Annotated in this window: 19 protein-coding genes; 4 read left to right on the top strand and 15 right to left on the bottom strand. The window is 68.7% G+C overall.

Going from position 1 to position 22595, the window contains the following annotated elements:
• Positions 1-11 precede the first annotated feature (11 nt).
• From Q5716_RS06280 to Q5716_RS06230, 11 genes are all read right to left on the bottom strand, one after another.
• Positions 12-1109: a UDP-N-acetylglucosamine--N-acetylmuramyl-(pentapeptide) pyrophosphoryl-undecaprenol N-acetylglucosamine transferase gene (locus tag Q5716_RS06280; RefSeq protein WP_305002229.1), complete on the bottom strand. Its 1098-nt coding sequence runs from the start codon at positions 1107-1109 to the stop codon at positions 12-14.
• Complete coding sequence (ftsW, locus tag Q5716_RS06275) at positions 1106-2377, bottom strand: putative lipid II flippase FtsW (RefSeq protein ID WP_305002228.1); 1272 nt, start codon at positions 2375-2377, stop codon at positions 1106-1108. Before ftsW ends, Q5716_RS06280 begins: the two co-directional genes overlap by 4 nt.
• Positions 2334-3878, bottom strand: a complete 1545-nt coding sequence (gene murD / locus Q5716_RS06270; RefSeq protein ID WP_305002227.1) for a UDP-N-acetylmuramoyl-L-alanine--D-glutamate ligase — start codon at positions 3876-3878, stop codon at positions 2334-2336. The genes ftsW and murD overlap by 44 nt, the downstream gene beginning before the upstream one ends.
• Positions 3863-4960 carry a phospho-N-acetylmuramoyl-pentapeptide-transferase gene (gene mraY / locus Q5716_RS06265; RefSeq protein ID WP_305002226.1) on the bottom strand — a complete coding sequence of 366 codons (1098 nt, stop codon included), beginning with the start codon at positions 4958-4960 and terminating at the stop codon, positions 3863-3865. Before mraY ends, murD begins: the two co-directional genes overlap by 16 nt.
• A complete protein-coding gene (locus tag Q5716_RS06260) occupies positions 4957-6363 on the bottom strand; it encodes a UDP-N-acetylmuramoyl-tripeptide--D-alanyl-D-alanine ligase (RefSeq protein ID WP_305002225.1) in 1407 nt (468 codons plus the stop codon). Before Q5716_RS06260 ends, mraY begins: the two co-directional genes overlap by 4 nt.
• The gene (locus Q5716_RS06255; protein ID WP_305002224.1) at positions 6360-7910 is read right to left on the bottom strand and encodes a Mur ligase family protein; all 1551 of its coding nucleotides are present in this window, start codon (positions 7908-7910) and stop codon (positions 6360-6362) included. Before Q5716_RS06255 ends, Q5716_RS06260 begins: the two co-directional genes overlap by 4 nt.
• Before the next feature lie 28 nt (positions 7911-7938).
• On the bottom strand, positions 7939-9672 hold the full coding sequence (locus Q5716_RS06250) for a peptidoglycan D,D-transpeptidase FtsI family protein (protein ID WP_305002223.1): 1734 nt from the start codon (positions 9670-9672) through the stop codon (positions 7939-7941).
• A gap of 13 nt (positions 9673-9685) precedes the next feature.
• Complete coding sequence (ftsL, locus tag Q5716_RS06245; protein ID WP_305002222.1) at positions 9686-10294, bottom strand: cell division protein FtsL; 609 nt, start codon at positions 10292-10294, stop codon at positions 9686-9688.
• A complete protein-coding gene (rsmH, locus tag Q5716_RS06240) occupies positions 10291-11241 on the bottom strand; it encodes a 16S rRNA (cytosine(1402)-N(4))-methyltransferase RsmH (RefSeq protein WP_305002221.1) in 951 nt (316 codons plus the stop codon). Before rsmH ends, ftsL begins: the two co-directional genes overlap by 4 nt.
• 102 nt (positions 11242-11343) lie before the next feature.
• A complete protein-coding gene (gene mraZ / locus Q5716_RS06235; RefSeq protein ID WP_305002976.1) occupies positions 11344-11775 on the bottom strand; it encodes a division/cell wall cluster transcriptional repressor MraZ in 432 nt (143 codons plus the stop codon).
• 244 nt (positions 11776-12019) lie between these two features.
• The gene (locus Q5716_RS06230; protein WP_305002220.1) at positions 12020-12403 is read right to left on the bottom strand and encodes an SCO2097 family morphological protein; all 384 of its coding nucleotides are present in this window, start codon (positions 12401-12403) and stop codon (positions 12020-12022) included.
• Positions 12404-12476: 73 nt separating this feature from the next.
• On the opposite strand from Q5716_RS06230, the gene Q5716_RS06225 reads away from it, so the two are divergent.
• Complete coding sequence (locus tag Q5716_RS06225) at positions 12477-13589, top strand: polyprenyl synthetase family protein (RefSeq protein WP_305002219.1); 1113 nt, start codon at positions 12477-12479, stop codon at positions 13587-13589.
• Here the strand turns inward: Q5716_RS06225 and Q5716_RS06220 are convergent.
• On the bottom strand, positions 13586-13927 hold the full coding sequence (locus Q5716_RS06220; RefSeq protein ID WP_305002218.1) for an Rv2175c family DNA-binding protein: 342 nt from the start codon (positions 13925-13927) through the stop codon (positions 13586-13588). The two genes, Q5716_RS06225 and Q5716_RS06220, sit on opposite strands and share 4 nt — an antisense overlap.
• A 300-nt stretch (positions 13928-14227) precedes the next feature.
• On the opposite strand from Q5716_RS06220, the gene Q5716_RS06215 reads away from it, so the two are divergent.
• Together Q5716_RS06215 and pknB are read left to right on the top strand one after the other, a co-directional pair.
• Positions 14228-15490, top strand: coding sequence for a LysM peptidoglycan-binding domain-containing protein (locus Q5716_RS06215; protein ID WP_434056606.1), 1263 nt, complete (start codon positions 14228-14230; stop codon positions 15488-15490).
• A gap of 51 nt (positions 15491-15541) precedes the next feature.
• Entirely contained in the window at positions 15542-17494 is a 1953-nt protein-coding gene (pknB, locus tag Q5716_RS06210) for a Stk1 family PASTA domain-containing Ser/Thr kinase (RefSeq protein WP_305002216.1), read from the top strand.
• A 25-nt stretch (positions 17495-17519) separates the two neighbouring features.
• Here the strand turns inward: pknB and Q5716_RS06205 are convergent, their stop codons facing one another.
• The 3 genes from Q5716_RS06205 to Q5716_RS06195 all read right to left on the bottom strand — a co-directional run bounded on the left by Q5716_RS06205 (position 17520) and on the right by Q5716_RS06195 (position 20661).
• The gene (locus tag Q5716_RS06205; protein WP_434056590.1) at positions 17520-18890 is read right to left on the bottom strand and encodes a class II 3-deoxy-7-phosphoheptulonate synthase; all 1371 of its coding nucleotides are present in this window, start codon (positions 18888-18890) and stop codon (positions 17520-17522) included.
• A gap of 89 nt (positions 18891-18979) precedes the next feature.
• Entirely contained in the window at positions 18980-19663 is a 684-nt protein-coding gene (locus Q5716_RS06200) for a lysophospholipid acyltransferase family protein (RefSeq protein ID WP_305002215.1), read from the bottom strand.
• 50 nt (positions 19664-19713) lie between these two features.
• Positions 19714-20661 (bottom strand): ROK family glucokinase, encoded by a 948-nt coding sequence (locus Q5716_RS06195; protein WP_305002214.1) that lies wholly within the window; start codon positions 20659-20661, stop codon positions 19714-19716.
• Between the two features lie 96 nt (positions 20662-20757).
• Between Q5716_RS06195 and Q5716_RS06190 the strand changes: the two genes are divergently transcribed.
• Entirely contained in the window at positions 20758-22581 is a 1824-nt protein-coding gene (locus tag Q5716_RS06190; protein WP_305002213.1) for an AMP-dependent synthetase/ligase, read from the top strand.
• The last annotated feature ends 14 nt before the right edge of the window (positions 22582-22595 follow it).

Below are 22595 nucleotides of genomic sequence, written 5' to 3'. Positions count from 1 at the left end.
CGCAGTCGATGCTACCCGGCGGTTCGGGACGGACCGGCGGCGAGGGCCGCGTCGATCAGTCCGATCATCCGGTCGGTTCCGTCGATCGCGCCCACCGTCGCGATCCGGGCGGCCATGTCGGCGATTCGAGCGCGGCTGCTGAGGAGCGGAACCAGTTCGGTCGACACCCACGCGGGGGTGAACTCCGAATCGGCGACGACGATCGCGCCGCCCGCCTCGACGGCCTCTCGCGCGTTGAGTCGCTGCTCGCCGTTGCCGGAGGCATAGGGCACGAAGACGGCGGGGACACCGAGAGCGGTGAGCTCCGCCACCGTGGACGTGCCCGCCCTCGAGAGGGAGAGGTCCGCGACCGCGAGGGCGAGGTCCATCCGGTCGCAGTACTTCAGCAGCAGGTACCCGGGCAGTCGCGGGTCGTCGATCGCGTCCCGGTACTCCCCCGTCACGTGGATGACCTGCCAGCCGACCCCGAGGATGTCCACGATCGACCGCGAGACGGTGTCGTTGATGCGCAGGGCGCCCGACGACCCTCCCGTGACGAGCAGGGTGGGCCGGTCCGCCGCGAGGCCGAAGACGCGCTGGGCCTCCTGGCGGGCGGCGAAGCGGTCGAGTCGCTCGATCTCGGGGCGCAGGGGCATCCCGACCCACGTCGCGCCGCGCAGTCGCGTCCCTCGGAAGGCGACTCCGACGAACCGGGTGAACCGCGCCCCGAGCCGGTTCGCGATGCCCGGTCGGGCGTTCGCCTCGTGAAGGGCGAGCGGCACCCCCTCGCGCTGCGCGGCGACGTAGGCGGGCGCCGCCGCGTAGCCGCCGAAGCCGACGACGACATCGACGGATCGGTCGCGGATGATCGCCCGCACGGTCTCTACAGAGGCCTTGAGTCCCGCGGGGAACCGCAGCGCCGCCCGGTTCGGGCGCCGCGGGAACGGCAGGCGGGCGATGGTGAGCAGCTCGTACCCGCGCTCCGGGACGAGTCGCGACTCCAATCCCTCGGCGGTGCCGAGGACGAGGACCTCGGCGCTCGGATCCCGCTCGCGGAGTCGGTCCGCGACGGCGAGCAACGGGTTCACATGGCCGGCGGTGCCCCCGCCGGCGAGCAAGTAGGTCGTCACTGCCGCCGCATCCCCTCGGACGGCATCAGCCGCGCCCCGAAGGCGGGCTGGACGACCTCGCTGGTGTCCCGGTCGCTGCGGCGCGCCAGGGACAGCACGACGCCGATGCCCAGGAGGTTGGCGATGAGGGCCGACCCGCCCGCCGAGATGAGCGGGAGGGGAACGCCGAGGACGGGCAGCACACCCAGCACGACTGCGATGTTGACGAATGCCTGTCCGATCACCCACACCATGACGCCGGCCGTCGTGATGCGGGCGAAGGGGTCGCCCGTCGAACGGATGATCCGGATGAACGCGATCGCGAGGATCACGAACAGGATGAGCACGACCGTCGCGCCGACGAGGCCGAGCTCCTCGCCGATGATCGCGAAGATGAAGTCGCTCTCGGCGTGCGGCAGCCAGTTCCAGGCCGCCTTCGAGTTGCCGAGTCCCACGCCGAAGATCCCGCCGTTCGCGAGCGCCCACGTGCCGTGGAGGACCTGCCAGCACGTGCCCGAGTAGTCCTGCTCCGTGCATCCGTTCAGCCAGGTGGAGATTCGCGAGCTCCGTGACGAGCTCGCCATCGCGAACATCGCGCCCAGGATCGCGATACCTATTACGGCAACGCCGAGGAAGCGCAGCCGGACCCCCGCGAAGAACAGGCACCCGAGCACGATGAGGATCATGATCATCGCCGTGCCCAGGTCGTTCCCGATGAGGACGAACAGGATCGCGATCCCCGCGACCGGGGCGATGGGCAGGGCCACGTGCTTCCAGTCGCCGAGAAGGTCCTGCTTGGCTGAGAGCACCCACGCGATCCAGACGATGAGTGCGATCTTCACGAACTCCGAGGGCTGAGCGTTGACGCCGCCGATCTGGATCCAGTTCTGGTTGCCGCCGTAGCCCCAGCCGATGCCGGGGATGAAGACGAGCAGCTGCAGCGCCCCGCCGACGAGCAGCGCCGGCCACGCCCACCGCTTCCAGAAGCGCGAGGGCATCCTCGAGGCGACGAGCATGAGCGGGATGCCGATGATCGCGTAGAGCGACTGGCGCACGAATACCCCGAACGGGCTCGCATCAGCGGAGATCTCCGTCACGAACGAGGAGGAGAGCACCATGACGAGCCCGAACGCGACGAGGAAGAGCGTCACTCCCATGAGGAGGTAGTAGTTGCGGTTCTCCGCGGTGAACAGGCGGGCGAGCGGGATGCGCGCGCCCGCTGGTCGCCCGGTGTCCGGCTGTGGCCTAGGCGCCCGGCGTGCCGCCGAGGGGTGTCGGGTCGTGGTCATCCCCCGCACCTCCGAGATGGTCTCTCACCGCGTTCGCGAAGCTCGCGCCCCGGTCCGCGTAGTCCGTGAACTGGTCCATGGATGCCGCCGCCGGGGCGAGCAGGACGACATCCCCTGCCTGCGCGACAGCAGCGGCCAAGCGCACCGCCTCTGGCATCACTCGACCAGTCTCAGCCTCGTCGACTTCGAAGAGCGGAACGTCGGGCGCGTGTCGTGCGAATGCCGCGACGACGCCGGCGCGGTCACGGCCGATCACGACGGCGGCACGCAAGCGGGACGAGTGGGCTGCCACGAGGGGTCCGACATCGACGCCCTTGAGGAGGCCGCCGACGAGCCAGACCACCGAGGGGAACGACGACAGCGACGCGCTCGCGGCGTGCGGGTTGGTCGCCTTCGAATCGTCGACCCACAGGATGTCGGCCGCGAACGCCACGGACTCGGTGCGGTGGTGATCGACGCGGAAGCTCGCCAGCCCGTCGTGGACATCGTCGGCGGTCACGCCGGCGGCGCGCACGAGGGCGGCCGCGGCCACCACGTTGGCGGCCATGTGCGGGGAGCCGAGCCCCACGGCGCGCAACTCGTCGAGGGTTGCGAGCTCTACGGCGAAGTGGTGCCGGTCGTCGTGGAACGCCCGGTCGATCACGAGCCCGTCCACGACGCCGAGGTCGCTCGGTCCCGGGGCCCCGAGGCCGAAGCCCACTGCGCGGCATCCCTCCTCGACCTCCGCCTCCTCGACGAGGTGCATCGTCGTCGCGTCGGCGAGGTTGTAGACGCACGCGACGCGGGTGTTCTCATAGACGGTGCCCTTAGCGGCGGCGTACGCCTCGCGCGAGCCGTGCCAGTCCAGGTGGTCGTCGGCGATGTTGAGGCAGACGGACGCCAACGGATGCACGGCGCCGGGGCCGGAGCGCGGCATCCAGTGCAGCTGGAAGCTCGAGAGCTCCACGACGAGCACGTCGAAGCCCTCGGGTCGCCGCACCGCGTCGAGCACCGGAATGCCGATGTTGCCGACCGCGGCTGTGCGGCGGCCGGCGTGGGCGAGCAGGTGCGCGGCGAGCTGCGTCGTCGTCGTCTTGCCGTTCGTGCCCGTCACGACGATCCACTCGGCGGCGGGCTCCACCTTGTCACGCACGCGCCAGGCGAGCTCGATGTCGCCCCAGATCGGGATGCCCGACGCCCGCGCCCACTCGAGGATGACGTGGTCCGGTCGATACCCCGGCGAGACGACGACGAGGTCGGGATCGAAGTCCACGAGCTCCGAGGGCAGAACCGTGGCATCCGGTTCCACGACGAGTCGGCCGCCGATGACACCGAGCAGGTCGACTCGTTCGCCGGTGCCCGTCGACGACACCACGACGACGTCAGCGCCGAGCTCGAGGAGCGTGTCGGCGACGGAGAAGCCGGTGACTCCGATGCCGAGCACGGCGACTTTGAGGCCGGCCCAGTCGGAGTACCAGCTGGCGAGGGTGCTGACGTCGCGCACGACTACTGGTTGATCCATTCGAGGTAGAAGAGCCCGACGCCGACGGCGACAAACAGAGCGGAGATGAGCCAGAAGCGTACGACGACGGTGATCTCGGCCCAGCCCTTGAGCTCGAAGTGGTGGTGCAGAGGGCTCATCAGGAAGATCCGCTTGCCCTTGGTGATCTTGAAATACGCGCGCTGGAGGATCACCGATCCCGTGACGACGAGGAACAGTCCCCCAATCAGCACCAGGAGCAGCTCGGTGCGGCTGAGGATGGCCAGACCCGCGAGGGCGCCGCCGAGCCCGAGAGAGCCTGTGTCGCCCATGAAGATCTGCGCCGGGGACGTGTTCCACCACAGGAAGCCGATGAGTGCTCCCGCGATCGCCGCCGCGACGACGGCCAGATCGAGCGGGTCGCGCACGTCATAGCACTTGTACAGCACATCGGGATCGATCGTGGGGTTCGTGCACGACTGGTTGAACTGCCAGAAGCCGATGAAGATATACGACGAGATCGCGAAGATCGCGGCGCCCGATGCGAGTCCGTCGAGGCCATCGGCGACATTCACTCCGTTCGAGGCGCTGACGATGATGAAGGTCGACCACAGCGCGAAGAGGATGACCGCGATCACCGGTCCGAAGACGGCGAAATCCAACCAGTGGATGTCGCGCACGGCGGAGATCATCGTCGACGCCGGCGTCAACCCGTCCTCGTCCGGGAAGTTCAGCGCGAGCGCGGCGAATCCGGCAGCGACGATGACTTGGCCGAGAACCTTCGACCAGCCGCCGAGGCCGAGGCTGCGCTGATTGCGCGTCTTGAGGAAGTCGTCGATGAATCCGATGAGCCCTAGCCCCACCATCAGGTAGAGCACGAGGAGGCCCGAGATGCCTGGCGCTTCGCCCAGCACCCAGTGACCCACGAAGTAGCCGAGTGTCGCTCCGGTGATGAAGACGATCCCGCCCATGGTGGGCGTCCCGCGCTTGGTGTGATGCGATTGCGGGCCGTCGTCGCGGATGAACTGACCCCACTTGAGTCGGACGAAGAGCTTCACGAACACCGGCGTGAGGAAGAGCGTGAAGGCAAGGGCGAAGGCGCCCGCGATGAGCAGCGCGATCACTCGCTCACCCCCGCGATCCTGTCACCGAGGAATCGGAGGCCGGCCGAACCGGAGGACTTCACGAGCACGACATCGCCCGGCCGGAGTTCATCACGCAGCACATCGTAAGCCTCGTCGGCATCGGCGACGAGCACCGACTCTCCGTCCCACGAGCCTTCGAGCCCCGCTGCGTTGTGGATGTGGCGGGCCGCGTGCCCCACCACGACGAGCTTGCGGATGTTGAGCCGAACGGCGAGACGTCCGATGCGGTCGTGCTCCTCGTCGGCGAGGTCCCCGAGCTCGGCCATCTCGCCGAGGACGGCGACGGAGCGCTGATCGGGGCGCACGATCTGGGCGAGGGTCTTAAGGGCGGCGGCCATGGAATCGGGGCTCGCGTTGTAGGCGTCGTTGAGCACGATGACGCCGTCCTCGCGGGGCTGAACCTCCATCCGCCAGCGAGCCGCGCGCGCCAGCGACTCGAGGGCGTCCGCGGCACGCTCCGCGTCCACGCCGAGCGCACGAGCGGCCGTGATGGCGGCGAGGGCGTTCATGACGTGGTGCTCGCCGAGGATGCGCAGCCGGATGCGCCGTTCCGCTCCGTCGACGTGGAGGGTGAACGCCGTGCCCTCGGCTGTCGCCTCGATGTCGCTGCCCCGGACCTCCGCGCCCTCGCCGAGGCCGAACCATGAGACTCGAGCGCGGGTCTTGCCCGCCATCCGCGCCACGCGCGGGTCGTCGACGTTGAGCGCGGCCACCGCGCTCTCCGGGAGATCCGTCACCATCTCCGACTTCGCCGTCTCGACGGCGTCCGGCCCACCGAACTCGCCGACGTGGGCGAGTCCCACCTTGAGCACGATGCCGACATCGGGGGTGACGATCGAGATGAGCGACGCGATCTCGCCGATCGCGCTCGCCCCCATTTCCACGACGAGGTACCGGGTCTGCTCGTCGACGGCGAGCATCGAGATGGGTGCTCCGACGTGGTTGTTGAACGAGCCGAACGGCGCGACGGTCGGCCCCTCGCGCTCGAGGATCGCGCGCAGCATGTTCTTCGTCGTCGTCTTGCCGTTCGACCCTGTCACGGCGACCACGCGCAGGGACCCGAGAGCGCGCACCCGCGCGACGACCTCGCGCGCGAGGTCGGCGAGTGCGGCGACCCCGTCGGGCACGACGATCTGGGCGACGGGGAGGTCGAGCATCCGCTCGACGATCGCAAGCACGGCACCGTTCTCCACCGCCGAAGACGCGAAGAGGTGACCGTCGGTGACCTCGCCGGGCAGGGCGAAGAAGATCGACCCGGGCCCCGCCTTCCGGGAATCGGTGTGCACCTCGCCGGAGACCGTGGTGCTCTCGACGTCGGAGCCCGCGAGCACGAGCTCCCCGCCGACGGTGTCCGCCACCTCGCGCAGCGTCAGTGCGATCATTCCCAGCCTGCCTCTCGGAGCGCCTGCCGCGCCTCCTCGCGTGCGTCGAACGGGATCTTCTGCCCCTGCACGTCGATGTAGTCCTCGTGCCCCGGCCCCGCCCAGAGGATGCCGTCGCCCTCGCGCGCGATCGACACGGCCAGTCGGATCGCGTCGCGCTGCTGCGCGACCTCATGGATCTCCGCGGGATGCGCGGCACTCGCCGCGCCCTCGAGCAGCGCGGCGCGGATGCCGGCGGGCTCCTCGAAGCGCGGGTTGTAGTCGGTGATGATGACGACGTCGGCACCCTCGGACGCGATCCTGCCCATCTCCCCGCGCTTGCCGGTATCGCGGTCGCCGTCTGCTCCGAACACCATGATGAGGCGCCCGGGCACGACGTGCCGCACGGCGTCGAGCGTCACGAGGAAGGCGTCGGGGCTGTGCCCGTAGTCGACGTAGAGGACGGGACCTCGATCTCCCGAGACCCGCTCGACTCGACCCGGGAGGCGGGCGATGAGCTCCCCGTCGCGATCGAGGACGTGCCCGATCGCCTCGAGCTCGAAGCCGGCCTCGACGAGCATCACGATCGCGAGTCCCGCGTTGGCCGCCATGTGCCGGCCGATGATGCCGACGCGCGACGCGACGGAGCGCCCGTCCGGCCCCGTCAGTTCGAACGCGGTGTACTCGACCGTCTCCTCCGTGACGCGGACGTTCCAGTCCGCCGCGACGCCGTCGCGCGACGAGATGGTCGTCACGGGGATGTGGCAGGAGTCCACGACTCTCTGTCCCCACTCCGTGTCGAGCGAGACGACGGCGCGCCGGGCGCGGTCCGGAGAGAACAGGGGAAGCTTCGCCTCGAAGTACTCGTCCATGTCGGCGTAGTCGTCGAAGTGGTCGCGACTCAGGTTGAGGAAGGCCACCACGTCGAAGACCAGCCCGTCGACCCGCCGCCTCGAGAGCGCTTGAGCGCTGACCTCCAGAGTGACGGCGCGCACCTCGCTCTCGCGCATGCGGGCGAGCAACCCGTGGATCTCGGTGGCCTCGGGCGTCGTCAGCTCGCTCGTGACCGCGAGGTCGCCGATGGCGCGCTCGGCGGTCGTGCTGAGCCCGGCGACGAGGCCGAGCTGGGTGAGCATCCCGTGCAGCAGGTAGGACACGCTCGTCTTGCCGTTCGTGCCCGTCACGCCGAGCATGAGCGGCGCGTGCTCGCGGGTGCGGTACACCCACGCGGAGATGTCGCCGAGCGCGTCCCGCGGGGATTCCACGACGACGACGGGGAGTCCGGATGCGGCGACCTCCTCGAGCGCGGCGCCCTCCGCATCGGTCAGGACGGCGACGGCGCCGGCGTCGCGAGCAGCGACGGCCAGGGCGGCGCCGTGACGGTGAGCGCCGCGCAGACCGACGAAGAGGTCGCCCGGCAGAACTCCGCGGCTATCGAGCGTGATCCCCGTGATCTCCACTCCCTCGACCGGCCCCCGCGATTCGAGCCCGAACTCGGCGACGAGGGTCGCGAGGGGTCGCGCGGCGGGATGCTCGGGGCGGAGGATCGAACTGTCGCCGTCCCGCACTCGTCCTCCTGGGGGTAGGGCCCGCTTGCTACCAGCGCAGGGGGAGCGCCGGAGAGGGCTGTCCCGACGGCAGGACCCGGTAGGTGGTCAGGGTCTGCGCCATGACGTCGTGGAACGTCGTGGCAATGTCGGTCGAGCTAACCATGCTAGTCGGCACACCCGCGGCGACGACAACCACGTATTGCGGGTCCTCGGCGGGTGCGAGTCCTGCGAAGGAGATGACCGACTTGTCGACATAGACGCCGTTCTCCGCGACCTCGGCGGTTCCCGACTTGGCCGCCATCCGGTAGCCGGGGATCTGCAGGTTCGGACCGTTCGCACCGACCGACACGACGTTCTCCATCATGTCGAGGGTCGTTCGCGCTGCCTCCGCGGAGATCACCCGCGTGCCCTCCGTCGGCGGCTGGTCGGTGACGGTGCCGTCCGGGTGCTCGCAGCCCTCCACCAGCGCGACGGGGGTTCGCACTCCCCCGTTGCCGAGCGCCTGGTAGGCGCTCGCGAGCTGCACCGCGGTGAGGGTCAGGCCCTGCCCGAAGCCCACGGCGTAGTTCGTGCGCTCGTCCCAGTCGGAGGTCTCGTGCACCGTCCCCTCGGCCTCGCTGTAGAAGTGGACCGCGGTCTCCTCGTTGAGGCCGAACTTGAGCATGTAGTCGCGACGGGTGTCCGCATCGAGCCCCGCCGACAGGAGCGAGAATGCCGTGTTGGACGAGTCGACGAGCGCGCCGGTGAGCGTGTAGGGCGTGTCGTCGTGCGCCCACGCGTCCTTGATGTAGCCGCCGTCGGAGAGATAGATCCGGCCGGGGGCCATTACCGGCGTGCTGGGGTTCGCGACGCCGGCATCGACGAGGGACGCCGCGGTGAGCGCCTTCATCGTCGACCCGGGCTCATACGGCCAGCTGAAGGCCCGCGAGCCGAGCGCGTCTCGACGGGCGAGGCTGGGATCGTTGGGGTCGACGGTGGGATAGTCCACGACGGCGAGAAGATGCCCGTCGCTCACGCGCATGACGACGGCGGTGACCCACTCGGCCCCGAGCTCGCTGTAGGTCTGCGCCATCCTCTGCTGGATGTAGAACTGGAGGTCGCGGTCGATCGTCAAGTGAAGCGTGCCGCCGTTCTTGGGCTCCTGAGTGGTGACGAAGCTGCCGGGGATTCGCGTCCCGTCCTCGCCCTTCTCGTAGATCGCGCTGCCGTTGGTCGCGGCGAGGCACTCGTCCTCGCTGATCTCCAGTCCGGCCTGCGGACCATCGGTGCCGATGAACCCGATGAGGTTTCCCGCGAGCTCGCCGTTCGGGTAGACGCGGCTCGGCCGCAGGTCGAAGTAGACCCAGGGGATGTCGAGGTCCCGCACCGCCTGGAACACCTCGAGCGTCACGCCCTTCGTCAGGTAGGCGAAGTCCGATTCCGGGTCGGCGGTGAGGACCGCCATGAGCTCGGCGGGGTTCTGGCCGGTGATGGCGGTGATCTTCGCGAGCTCCTCGGCGACGGCGGTCGTCGCATCCTGGCGTCCGAGGGCGCTGCGAGGCGACGCCGTGATGTCGTAGCGCTCCACGCTCGCCGCGAGGACCGCGCCGTTCGTATCGACGATGTCGCCGCGCACCCCGTACGTCGTGAGCTCCTGGGCGCGCTTCTCGAGCGCGTCGGCGTTGAGCTCGTCGGCCTGCACGATCTGGATGTCGATGAGCCGGACGACGAACACCGCGACGACCGCGAAAATCGCCAGCACGGCCAGCGTGATCCGCGCTCGGCTGCGTCGCGTCCTCATCGTTGGTCCTCCGTCAGTGGGTCACGGGCGCCGGCAGGGCGTCGACCGGAGCGGTCGGCGCGGCTGGCGGAGTGGTTCCGGTGGTCTGGTTCGTCGTGGTCGTCGTCGTGGTCGTCGTGCCCTGCGGACCCAGTCTGTCCTGGGCGGGTGCCGTGGTGACGAGTGGCATGCCGGTGAGCAGAGAGTTCAGGACGAGGTTGCAGGTGCCACCGCATCCCACCCGATCGATGGTGCCCGGGGCTGGGGCGATCCCCCCGGAGCTGACATCCAGGAAGAGCGGCGACGAGCCGGGCACCATGCCGAGAGCGGCGGCGTTGGCCGCGAGGTGCTGGCTGGAACCCAACAGGTCGAGCTGCTCGCTGAGTGCGTCCTGCTCGCGCAAGAGCTCCTTCTGCTGGGACTGGAGCGCGCTGATCTGGTATGCGCCATCCGAGACGACGATGCTCAGCAGGAGCTGCGCGGCGAAGATCGCAAAGAGGCTCGCCACCGTCACGACGGCGTAGGCAACCCGCGGGCGCGCTCGCTTCTGGGCGCGGCTGGGCACGATCTCGATGTGGCGCGGATGCTCCGGCTCGCGCTCGACCGGGCGGCGGTTCGGCGCCGCGTAGGCGAGGTTGCTCATGCTGCTCTCCTGATGCGTTCTGCCGCTCGCAGCCGCACAGGCGCGGATCGCGGATTGCGGGCCTTCTCCTCCTCGGTCGCGAGCTCGGCTCCGCGGACGAGAAGCGAGAACTCCGGCCGGTGCTGCGGGAGCTCCACGGGCAGGCCGGCGGGCGCCGTCGACGACGATCGGGCCTGCAGCGCCCGCTTCACGATGCGGTCCTCGAGCGACTGGTACGACAGCACCACGATCCGCCCGCCGACGGCGAGCGAATCGAGTGCGGCGGGGATGGTCCGCTCGAGCACAGCGAGCTCCTGGTTCACCTCGATGCGCAGCGCCTGGAACACCCGCTTGGCCGGATGCCCCGCACGCTGAGCCGCTGCGGGCGTCGCGGCGGCGATGAGTTCGACGAGCTCGGCGGACGTCGTCAGAGGGCGCTCCTCGCGCCGCTGGACGATGCGGCTCGCGAATCGCGGCGCGAGCTTCTCGTCCCCGTACTCGTAGAAGATCCGTCGCAGCTCGCCTTCGCTGTACGTGGCGAGGATGGCCGCGGCGGTACGGTCGCTCGAGGCATCCATCCTCATATCGAGGGGGGCGTCCTGGGAGTACGAGAAGCCGCGCTCGGCTCGGTCGAGCTGGAGGGATGACACACCCAGGTCGTAGAGGATGCCGTCCACACTCTCCACCCCGAGGCCGTCGAGGATCTCCTCGAGGCGATCGGACACCGCGTGGACCAACGTGACGCGGTCGCCGAAAGGGGCGAGTCTCTCGCGCGCGATCGCGATCGCGTCGGTGTCGCGGTCGATTCCGATGAGGCGCAGGCCGGGGAATCGTTCGAGAAGAGCCGCGGAGTGACCGCCCATGCCGAGCGTGCCGTCGACGAAGACCGCCCCGTCGCGCTCGAGGGCGGGGGCCAGCAGCTCGATGCAGCGCTCGAGCATCACGGGGACGTGGATCTGGTCTGTCATGGCGGTTTCGGCTCGGTCCCGGGTGCTGATCCCCATCCGGTACGACCTGGCGTCGGGGAAGTACGTCAGGGCTTGCCGGCTGGGAGTCAGCGCCAGGGAATGTCAGAAGAGCCCGGGGATCACCTCCTCCGTGGTGTTGACGAAGTCGGATTCGGCGCTCTCGTAGTAGGAGTTCCACGACTCGGTGTCCCAGATCTCGGCGCGGTTGCCGGCGCCGATGACGGTGAGCTCGCGATCGAGCCCCGCGTAGTCGCGGAGACCCTGGGGAATCGTGACGCGGTGCTGCTTGTCGGGCGTCTCCTGGTTGGCGCCCGACAGGAAGAGGCGCAGGAAGTCTCGGGCCTGCTTGCTCGTGACGGGAGCCTGACGGATCTTCTCGTGCAGCGACTCGAACTCGCGCTGGCTGAACACGTACAGGCAGCGCTCCTGACCGCGGGTGATGACGACGCCGGACGCGAGCTCATCCCAGAACTTGGCCGGAAGGATGATGCGCCCCTTGTCGTCGAGCTTCGGGGAATAGGTGCCGAGGAACACGGCGACCACCCCCTCACTCTCCGGCCCGGATTCAGGTGCCCTCCACTTTACTCCACTTCACACCACAAAACCAGCAAAATCCGGCTGACAATCGCCGTCAACGCAAAACAGCCCAGTAATCTACTGGGCTCCAGTGGTGGAGGGAAATGGAGGCATTTCCCACATCTTGGGCAAAATCCGGGCACGAAAAAGGCCAGCCCGGAGGCTGGCCTGGTCGCGAGGGCTGCCGGCGGAGGCGGGCGGGCTACTCCCGCCCGTCCTGACGGCGATCCCAGCGCTCGTTGAGACTGTCCATGAAGCTCGAGGAGCTCGACGTGGAGGAGCGGCCCCGACCGCGCGAGGATGCCGGTGCCCCGGAAGCCGATTCGGCCCGGCGCGGCGGGGCGATCGCGAGGAGCACTCCGGCGAACATGATGGCGAACCCGAGGACGCCGACGAGCGGCTGACGGATGATGACACCGGCGATGAGGGTGGCGATGCCGAGCACGGCGACGAGTACTCCGACTACGACGAAGGTGTAGTTCGTCCGACCTCGACGAGACGCCGTCGCAACGAAGTCGGCGTCGTTCTGGTAGAGGCTCCGCTCCATCTCTTCCAGAAGGCGCTGTTCCTGCTCGGACAGAGGCATCCTCGTTCCCTTCTTCCGGAGTGGACGGCTAGGGAGTCCATAGTACGCCCGGGTGCCTGGCTAGGCTAGACGGGTGGCTGAGAGTACCCGGTTAGTTGACCTCATTCAACGGAGAATCGACGACTTCCTCGCCGAGCGCCGCGTTGAGTTGACCACCGTCGCCCCCGAGCTCTCGGATGTCATGTCCCTCGCGGCCGGGTATCTCTCCGGCGGCAAGCGATTCCGCGGACTCTTCTGCTACTGGGGCTGGCAGTCGGTTGCGGGGATGCTCGACCCCGCCTCCCTCGAGTCGCCCGAGCCGGCCGAGCTCGACGCCATCGTCGACGCCGCGGCCGCTCTCGAGGTATTCCACGCAGCCGCGCTCGTCCACGACGACATCATGGACAACTCCGACACCCGGCGCGGGTCACCGTCCGCTCACCGGCTGTTCGAGGGCATCCACCGCGACTCGGGTTGGCACGGCGACGGATCCGCATACGGGCGATCCGCGGCGCTTCTTCTCGGCGACCTGCTCCTCGGCTGGAGCGACGAGCTCTTCGACCTCGCGGGTTCCCGCCTTCCGCTCCCGACCGCCCGTGCCGGTCGCTCCGAGTTCGTGCGGATGCGCACCGAGGTCACCGCCGGACAGTATCTGGACATCCTCGAGGAGAACGCCTGGGCGACCTATCCGGAGTCGACGGCGCTCAGTCGCGCGCACCGGGTCATCGTCTACAAGTCGGCGAAGTACACGGCGGAGGCCCCTTTGGCCATCGGCGGCGCGCTCGGCGGCGCCACCGAGGCCCAGCTGGCGGCGCTGCGGTCGTTCGGCCTTCCCCTCGGCGTCGCCTACCAGCTGCGCGACGACCTTCTCGGCGTCTTCGGTGATCCGGCCATCACGGGCAAGCCCGCGGGCGACGACCTGCGCGAGGGCAAGAGGACCGTACTGATCGCTCTCGCTCGACCCCGGCTCCCCTCCCCCGTGCGGAATCTGCTGGACGAGCTCCTCGGTGATCCCGCGCTCGACGCTGAACAGGTTCAGATGATCCGGACTGCGCTCGTCGACTGCGGCGCGGTCGACGAGGTCGAGCGGATCATCACGCACAACGTCGGTCTCGCGACGGCGGCGATCCGGGATGCTCCGCTCACGAGCTCGTCTCGGCAGCAGCTCCTCCAGCTCGCCGAGACGGTGACGCGCCGCGCGTCCTAGAACCCGAGAGCCTGCGCGACCCGGCGGACCTCCGCTTTGCGTCCGGCAAGGAGCGCCAGGACGGGGCTGGTCCCCAGACTCTCCTCCTCGGTCAGCAGCCAGTGCATGGCCTCGTCGTCGGTGAATCCCGCGTCGCCGAGGACGACGAGGGTGCCCTTGAGCTCGTGCATGGGCTCGCCGTTGACGATGAACAGCTCGGGCACGCGCCAGATGCCATCAACGCGCGTCGCCAGGAGTGAGCGATCCTCGATCAGGCGGCGAACCTGGCTCACCTTGAGGCCGAGGATCTCAGTCAGGTCAGGGATGGTCAACCAAGTGATGTCGGGCGTGTCCGTCACCCCTCAAGCGTGCCATGGCGCACGAGGGTGATCGCCCGTGACGACCCGAGACCCATTGTTTCGTGCAGGTAAATTCAAATCACACCAGTCACGATAATTGACACTGTTTATCTTTTGTGACACGTTGGGACGGGCGCATCCCACGACGGCGCCGACCTCCTCGGCCGGGAGAAGGGCACCATGACCGACACCACCGCACGCCACGCCGAATCCGCCGCGCACCGCGTGTTCGAGGGACTCGCCCCCGAGTTCGCCGAACCCGTCGAACGGGAGCGTTCTCACCGCGCGATGCGGGGCACCGTGCCCATCATCCTCGTGGGGTCCATGGCCGCTATGACGCTCAACCTCACCGGCTCGGTGGAGCCCGTCGCCGCCAAGCCACCGCTCAAGCCCCGCGGCGCGACCGCGCAGCTCGGCGCGAGCATCAAGGACGCTGTCGCAGCCGCGGCGAACGCCGTGCGCAGCTCGACTGCCGCGATCGTGAGCTCGACGACGGCGGCTCCCCCCACTTACACCGTGGCGGCGGGCGACACCGTGAGCGACATCGCCACGCGGTTCGGCCTCTCCACCGCCTCCGTCCTCGCGCTCAACGGCCTCAGCTGGTCGTCTCTCATCTTCCCGGGACAGAAGCTCACGCTGACGAACGGCTCAGCACTTCCAGCAGTTCCCCAGCCGGAGAGCCCGGCCCCCTCCGCGGGTCGATACACGATCGTGTCGGGCGACACGATCAGCGCGATCGCCGATCGCTTCGGCGTCTCGACCCTGTCGCTCCTCACCGCGAACGGACTCGGCTGGTCGAGCATCATCTATCCCGGCCAGACGCTCGCGATCCCCGGAGTACTCGACGTGGACGAGGCCGCCGCGGTCATCCCCGAAGCCGCCGTTCCCGAGGTCGCACCGGCTCCGGACCAGGAGCCTGCGCCGGAGCCCGCCCCGCCGAGCGAGCCGCCTGCCGCGGAGCCCGTCTACGGCCGCTACACCGTGGTGGCCGGCGATACGCTCTCCGGAATCGCTGCCCGTCACGGCATAGATACGCAGTCTCTTCTCGACGCCAACGGCCTCGCCTGGGACAGCCTCATCTTCACGGGCGACGTCCTGCTCATCCCGGGCGGTGCAACACCAACCGTCCCCGCGAGCAGCGGGGGGTCGGTCACCGTGCTCGACGAGGAGATGCGCGCGAACGCCGCGGTCATCATTCAGGTCGGCCGCGAACTCGGGGTTCCGGACTACGGAATCGTCATCGCGCTCGCGACAGCCATGCAGGAGTCGAGCATGCGCAACCTGAACTGGGGAGACCGGGACTCGGTGGGCCTGTTCCAGCAGCGCCCGAGTTCGGGCTGGGGCACGGTCGAGCAGCTCACGACCCCCGCCTACGCCGCTCGCCTGTTCTACGGCGGACCCTCCAACCCCAATGCCGGTTCGACGCGGGGCCTCCTCGACATCTCCGGCTGGGAGTCGATGCCCTTGACCGTCGCCGCCCAGGCCGTCCAGATCTCCGCGTTCCCGGATGCCTACGCGAAGTGGGAGGAATCGGCCCGTGCCTGGTTCGCCGAACTCGGCTGAGAGCCCGTGTCTAGCGGCTTTCTCGCAGGGCGCCAACTTTAGAATTGGGCGGTGAGCGTTCACAGCACCGACCCGATGATCGGTCGTCTCCTCGACGGCCGGTATCAGGTCCGCTCACGAATCGCCCGCGGGGGCATGGCCACCGTCTACCTCGCGACCGACCTGCGCCTCGAGCGACGGGTCGCGATCAAGATCATGCACGGCCACCTGGCCGACGACAGCCAGTTCAAGGAACGGTTCATCCAGGAGGCGCGGTCCGCCGCGCGACTCGCGCACCCCAACGTCGTCAACGTGTTCGATCAGGGCCAGGACAGCGACATGGCGTACCTCGTCATGGAGTACCTCCCCGGCATCACGCTTCGCGAGCTGCTCCAGGAGCACCGCATCCTGACGACCGAGCAGACGCTCGACATCATGGAAGCCGTGCTCTCCGGCCTCGCGGCGGCCCACAAGGCCGGGATCGTCCACCGCGATCTCAAGCCGGAGAACATCCTTCTGGCCGACGACGGGCGCATCAAGATCAGCGACTTCGGCCTCGCCCGCGCGGCGACCGCTAACACGGCCACCGGTGCGGCACTCCTCGGCACGATCGCCTACCTCTCCCCCGAACTCGTCACGCGCGGGGTGGCCGACACCCGCAGCGACATCTACGCACTCGGCATCATGATGTTCGAGATGCTCGTGGGCGAGCAGCCCTTCAAGGGCGAGCAGCCCATGCAGATCGCCTACCAGCACGCGAACGACTCCGTTCCCGCGCCGAGTTCGCGTAACCCGCGAGTCCCGGTCGAACTCGACGAACTGGTGCTGTGGGCGACTGCCCGCGACCCCGAGGATCGCCCGAAGGATGCCCGTGCCCTGCTCGACCGGCTCTTCGAGACGCACTCCGCGCTCATGACCGCGTCGCCCACGGCGGCGACCACGGTGCAGCGGACGATGGTCATGCCGAGTGCGACGCCCGCCGTCCACACGACAGCGGAGACCCAGGTGCTCGGCTCTCGACGGGCCTCGACGGCACCCGTTCTAGAAGCGCCGGCGGCCGCCGCGCTCGCGAGCACCGCCAGTTCGCGCCGCAAGCGGGGGTGGTGGATCTTCGGCGCCGTCGCCGTCCTCGCCGTCCTCGCCGCCCTCCTCGGCTGGTGGTTCGGCGCCGGGCCCGGCTCCCGGGTGACGCTCCCCGAGGACCTGGCGGGGATGACCCCCGCAGAAGCCACTCAAGCGCTGACCGAGCTCGGCCTGACCGTGAACCCGCAGCAGGGCCAGGCATCCTCTCCCACCGTCGAGGCGGGGCTCGTCGCCGACACCGATCCCCCGATCGGCACGGCGGTGGGTCGGGGCACCGAGGTGCAGCTCCTCATCTCGACCGGCCCGAAGCCCTTGCCTGTCCCGGCCTTTGCGGGGATGACCGAGGCCGATGCCCAGGCGGCGATCGAGGCCGCACCCTTCACCCTCGCGGACCCCATCATCCGCCAGTTCGACGGCACGGTGGCCCAGGGGCTGGTGATCGACGCGCTCGCTGCTGATGGGACGAGCTTGACCGGAGTAGCCGAGTACGGCGAGCTGCAGGCCGTGACGCTCATCGTGTCCGCCGGCCCCCTCCCCGACGTGACCGGGATGAGCCCGGAGGAGGCCACCCAGGTGCTCGCGGGAGTGGGCCTCACCGCGTCGACCGGGCCGGAGGAGTTCAGCGACGTTCCCGCGGGCGCGGTCTCCCGGATCGACCCCGAGCTCAACGCTGACGGTGTCGGACGGGTCTTCCGAGTGAACGATTCGGTGACCCTCATCGTCTCTCGCGGTCCCGACCTGGTCCAGGTGCCCGATGTGATCGGCGACAACATCGCCGCGGCGAAGGCTGAGCTCGAGGCCGCGGGATTCGTGGTGGAGGTCAACAGCCTCATCCCCGAGGCATCCTGGGACAACAATCTGGCCGTTGTCGCGAGCACGAACCCGGGCCCTGGGGAGATGGCCAAGCGAGGCTCCACCGTGACGATCACGGGGCAGATCTAGCTCGCTGACGCGCCCGGGTCTCCGCTCACAGAGCGGTGAGCTCCTCCGCGACCAGGAATGCGAGCTCGAGCGACTGCATGTGGTTGAGGCGCGGGTCGCACAGCGACTCGTAGCGCGTCGCGAGCGTCTTCTCGTCGATCTGCTCGGACCCGCCCAGGCACTCGGTGACATCGTCGCCCGTGAGCTCCACGTGGATACCCCCCGGGTAGGTGCCCGCCGCCTTGTGCGCCTCGAAGAAACCCTTGACCTCGTCGACCACGTCGTCGAAACGTCGCGTCTTGTAGCCGTTCGGCGTCGTGAGCCCGTTGCCGTGCATGGGGTCGGTGACCCACAGCGGCGTGGCGTCGACCGACTTGATCGCTTCGAGCAGAGGAGGCAGGGCATCCCGGACCTTGCCCGCACCCATGCGAGTGATGAAGGTGAGACGACCCGGCTCGCGCTCGGGGTCCAGCTTGTCGATGAGCTGCTTCATCGTGTCGGGCGTCGTCGAGGGCCCGAGCTTGACGCCGATCGGGTTGCGGACACGGGAGAAGTAATCGACGTGCGCCCCATCGAGGTCTCGCGTCCGCTCGCCGATCCACAGGAAGTGCGCGCTCGTGTTGTAGGCGGTGCCCGTACGGGAGTCGATCCGCGTCATGGGGCGCTCGTAGTCCATGAGGAGCCCCTCGTGACCGGTGTAGAACTCGACGCGCTTGAGCTCATCGAAGTCCGCGCCGGCGGCCTCCATGAACTTGATCGCGCGGTCGATCTCTGCGGCCACCTGCTCGTACCGCCGGTTCGCCGGGTTCGACGCGAAGCCCTTGTTCCAGGAGTGCACCTGGCGGAGGTCCGCGAAGCCCCCCTGCGTGAAGGCGCGCACCAAGTTCAGCGTCGACGCCGCGGTGTGGTAACCCTCGACGAGCCGGGCCGGATCGGCCTGACGGGACTCCGGGGTGAAGTCGTACCCGTTGACGATGTCGCCCCGGTAGGCGGGCAGGGTCACCTCGCCGCGCGTCTCCGTGTCGCTCGAGCGCGGCTTGGCGAACTGCCCCGCCATTCGCCCCATCTTGACGATCGGCTTGGAAGCGCCATAGGTGAGGACTACGGCCATCTGAAGGATCGTCTTGACGCGGTCGCGGATCTGCTGAGCGGTCGCTCCGGCGAAGGTCTCGGCGCAGTCACCCCCCTGCAGGAGGAAAGCGTCGCCCTGGGCGGCCTTGGCCAGCCGCTCGCGGAGGATGTCGACCTCGCCGGCGAAGACGAGCGGCGGGAGGGTCGCGATCTTGGCGGAGGCTTCCCCCACGGCATCGGAGTCCGGCCACTCGGGCTGCTGTTTGATCGGCAGAGTCCGCCAGTGGTCGAGCCCGGCGATCACAGCAGGGTCAGCGAGCACGACGGGTTCGGTCGGATCAACCACGGGAATTCCTTAGCGCGAGAGTCGGGGTCGGGAAGCGCCCCGAGGATCGAGCTTAGCGGCAGCCGCTGGTGCCATCTCGCGGTCGCAGTTCAGCGGCGGCCGAGCTTCTCCCGCACGGACGACGCATACACGTCGACGTACTCCTGACCGCTGATGCGGCTGAGCTCGTACATGATCTCGTCGGTGATCGACCGGAGAATGAACCGGTCGCCCTCCAGCCCCTCGAACCTCGAGAAGTCGAGCGGCTCGCCGAACACGATCCCGATCCGGCGCACCTTCGGAAGCTTGCTGCCGATCGGCATGACCTTCTCGGTGTCGATCATCGCCACAGGGACGACGGGCACGTGCGCCTCGAGGATCATGCGAGCTACGCCGGTGCGGCCGCGGTAGAGCTTCGCGTCGGGACTCCGAGTGCCCTCCGGATAGATGCCGAGGACGTCGCCCTTGGCGAGCACGTCGAGCCCGGTGTTGAGGGATGCTTCGGACGCCTTCCCGCCGGACCGATCGATCGGCAGCATGCCCGTGCCGAGCAGGAAGTGCTTGACGAGCCACCCCTTGAGGTCCTTGCCCACGAAGTAGTCGCTCTTGGCGAGGAAGTAGATGCGGCGGTCGATCACCAGCGGAAGGAAGATCGAGTCGATCACCGACAGGTGGTTGGATGCGAGGATCACTCCCCCGGTCTTCGGGATGTTCTCCGCCCCGGTCACCCACGGCCGGAACACCGTCTTCAGCAGCGGTCCCGCGACGAGGTTCTTCATGAACCAGTAGAACATCGCACCACTCCCTGTCGCCGACGCCGAACGACTGACTACTCTACCGCGCCCTACATCGCGCGAGCGTGGATGCGGGCGAGGTCCGCCGCCCCCACGACCCCCGCGTCGTTGACGAGCTCGGCGATCACGAAGTCGGGCTCGGGGTGATAGCCGCGCGCGGGCAGATGCTGGCGGTAGGCCTCCCGAACGGGGTCGAGAAGGAGATCGCCGGCGACGGCGACACCGCCGCCGAAGACGAAGACCTCGGGGTCAAGAATGGCGCTGAGGCTTGCGCAGGCCTGCCCGAGCCAGTGACCGAGTTGTTCGAGCGCGTGCACAGCGCCCGGGTCGCCCGCCGCGATGAGCTCGCCGACGATGCGGCCGTCGAGCGCGCCGTGCTCGCGCCGGGCATCCGCGAGGGCGAGCCCGATCCCGCCCACGTCGGCGATCTCGTTGGCGAGTCGCAGGAGAGCTCGGCCGGAACCGTACTGCTCGATGCAGCCGCGGGCGCCGCACCCGCACGGCAGCCCCTCGGGGATCAGTCGCATGTGGCCGAGCTCGGCACCGGCGCCGAAACCACCGCGGAACAAGCGCCCCTCACTGACGATCGCCCCGCCGACGCCCGTCCCGATCGTCAGCATCGTCATGTCCTTCACCGTTCGGCCCGCGCCGAAGCGGTACTCCGCCCAGCCCGCGGCGTTCGCGTCGTTGTCGATCGTCACGTCGATGCCGAGCCGGCGAGTCAGCCGATCGCGCAGGGGCTCGTTGCGCCAGCTGATGTTCGGCGTGTAGTAGACCGTCGACTGCGCGCTGTCGATGAATCCCGGTGCGGCGACGCCGGCCGCGACGATGGTCTGCCCGATCGAGAGCTTCGTGACCATCGATACGACGGCCTCGATGATCGCCTCGGAATCGCCCGCCTCCGTCGCGACCCGATCCTCGGCGACGATGCGCCCGTCCTCGGTGACGACCGCTCCCGCGATCTTGGTCCCGCCGATGTCGATTCCGATGGCATGCACGGGTCACGAGCTTACCGGCCTCAGCGCGCGTGGTTTCGCGAGGATAGCCCGGTTAGAGTAGGTAAAACGACCCCGACCGGTACCAAAGGAGTTGCCGTGAAACAGTTCGACGTACCAGCCCTCGTCGCCGCCGATCCGGAGGCAAACGCCACCGACTTGCTGATCGACCGGGTCGCCGCCACCCCGGACCGGCCCCTGTTCTCCCTCCCGACCTCCGATGGCGGATGGTCGGATGTCACCGCCTCGGAGTTCCTCGCGCAGGTGCGGTCTCTGGCCAAGGGACTCGTCGCCGCCGGCGTCGAACCGGGCGACAAGATCGGCCTGATGTGCAAGACCCGCTACGAGTGGACGCTCATCGACTTCGCGACGTGGTTCGCGGGCGCGGTGCTCGTGCCGATCTACGAGACGAGCGCCCCCGCACAGATCCTCTGGAACCTCACCGACTCCGGTGCGACCGGCATCATCACGGAGACTCCGGAGCACTTCGCGCGCTTCGACGAGATCCGGGCCGATGTGCCGGCACTCCGCAACGTCTGGCAGATCGACCTCGGCGACCTCGACAAGCTCGCGGCCTCGGGCGGCGACGTCACCGACGAGGAGATCGAGCGCAGGCGCAATCTCGCGAAGGGTTCCGACCTCGCAACCCTCATCTACACCTCGGGGACGACCGGCAAGCCGAAGGGCTGCATCATCACGCACTCGAACTTCGTCGAGTTGAGCCGCAACGCTCAAGCGCGTATCCCGGAGGTCGTGAACCCCGACTCGAGCACGCTGCTGTTCATCACGCTCGCCCACATCTTCGCCCGCTTCATCTCGGTGCTCGCGGTGCACGGCGGGGTCAAGGTCGGCCACCAGGCTGACACGAAGCAGCTCGTGCCGTCGATGGGATCGTTCAAGCCGACGTTCCTGCTCGCGGTTCCGCGCGTCTTCGAGAAGGTGTACAACTCGTCGGAGCAGAAGGCCGAGGCCGGCGGCAAGGGCAAGATCTTCCGGAAGGCCGCGGATGTCGCGATCGCGCACTCGAAGGCTGTCGACGCCGGACATGTGCCGCTCGGGCTGAAGCTGCAGTTCGCCCTGTTCGACCGCCTCGTCCTCAGCAAGATCCGCGCGGCCCTCGGCGGTCGTGCCGCGTACGCGGTGTCCGGCTCCGCGCCCCTGGGCCTGCGGCTCGGGCACTTCTACCGCAGCCTCGGGCTCACGATCCTCGAGGGCTACGGCCTCACGGAGACGACGGCGCCGGTGTCGGTCAACGTGCCCTCGAACTTCAAGATCGGCAAGGTCGGACCGCCGCTGCCCGGCAACTCCGTGCGCATCGCCGACGACGGAGAGATCCAGGTCAAGGGCGTCTGCGTCTTCGACGGCTACTGGAACAACGAGGCCGCGACGAAGGACACCTTCGAGGACGGGTGGTTCAAGACCGGCGACATCGGCGAGATCGACGAGGACGGCTACCTCCAGATCACGGGACGCAAGAAGGAGATCATCGTCACGGCGGGCGGCAAGAACGTCGCTCCGGCCGCGCTCGAGGACCCGATCCGCGCGAACCCGATCATCGGCCAGGTGATCGTCGTCGGCGATCAGAAGCCCTTCGTCTCGGCTCTCGTCACGCTCGACGAGGAGATGCTTCCGACCTGGCTCGGCAACAACGAGCTCGACTCGTCAATGAGCGTGACCGACGCAGCGAAGCACCCGGCGGTCCTCGCCGAGATCCAACGGGCCGTCGATGCCGCGAACGCGACCGTCTCGCGCGCCGAGTCGATCCGCAAGTTCCACGTGCTCGATGCGGACCTGACGGAGGCGAGCGGTCACCTCACACCGAAGCTCAGCATCAAGCGCAACGTCATCCTCACCGACTTCGCCGACGTGATCGAGGACATGTACGCGGGTGCCCCCACCGAGGGGATCTCGATCCCGCGCTAGCGTCGAGCCGGCGG

The organism is Antiquaquibacter soli, assembly GCF_030580675.1.
In the GTDB taxonomy this organism is placed as follows: domain Bacteria; phylum Actinomycetota; class Actinomycetes; order Actinomycetales; family Microbacteriaceae; genus Rhodoglobus; species Rhodoglobus soli.
This window is presented reverse-complemented; position numbering and strand designations above follow the sequence as displayed.

Bases quoted from the DNA above. Each gene is read 5' to 3' on its own strand.
- ftsW (WP_305002228.1), bottom strand. From the start codon at position 2,377: ATGACCACGACCCGACACCCCTCGGCGGCACGCCGGGCGCCTAGGCCA.
- Q5716_RS06230 (WP_305002220.1), bottom strand. From the start codon at position 12,403: ATGCCTCTGTCCGAGCAGGAACAGCGCCTTCTGGAAGAGATGGAGCGG.
- ftsL (WP_305002222.1), bottom strand. From the start codon at position 10,294: ATGAGCAACCTCGCCTACGCGGCGCCGAACCGCCGCCCGGTCGAGCGC.
- Q5716_RS06200 (WP_305002215.1), bottom strand. From the start codon at position 19,663: ATGTTCTACTGGTTCATGAAGAACCTCGTCGCGGGACCGCTGCTGAAG.
- murD (WP_305002227.1), bottom strand. From the start codon at position 3,878: ATGGATCAACCAGTAGTCGTGCGCGACGTCAGCACCCTCGCCAGCTGG.
- rsmH (WP_305002221.1), bottom strand. From the start codon at position 11,241: ATGACAGACCAGATCCACGTCCCCGTGATGCTCGAGCGCTGCATCGAG.
- Q5716_RS06250 (WP_305002223.1), bottom strand. From the start codon at position 9,672: ATGAGGACGCGACGCAGCCGAGCGCGGATCACGCTGGCCGTGCTGGCG.
- Q5716_RS06260 (WP_305002225.1), bottom strand. From the start codon at position 6,363: ATGATCGCACTGACGCTGCGCGAGGTGGCGGACACCGTCGGCGGGGAG.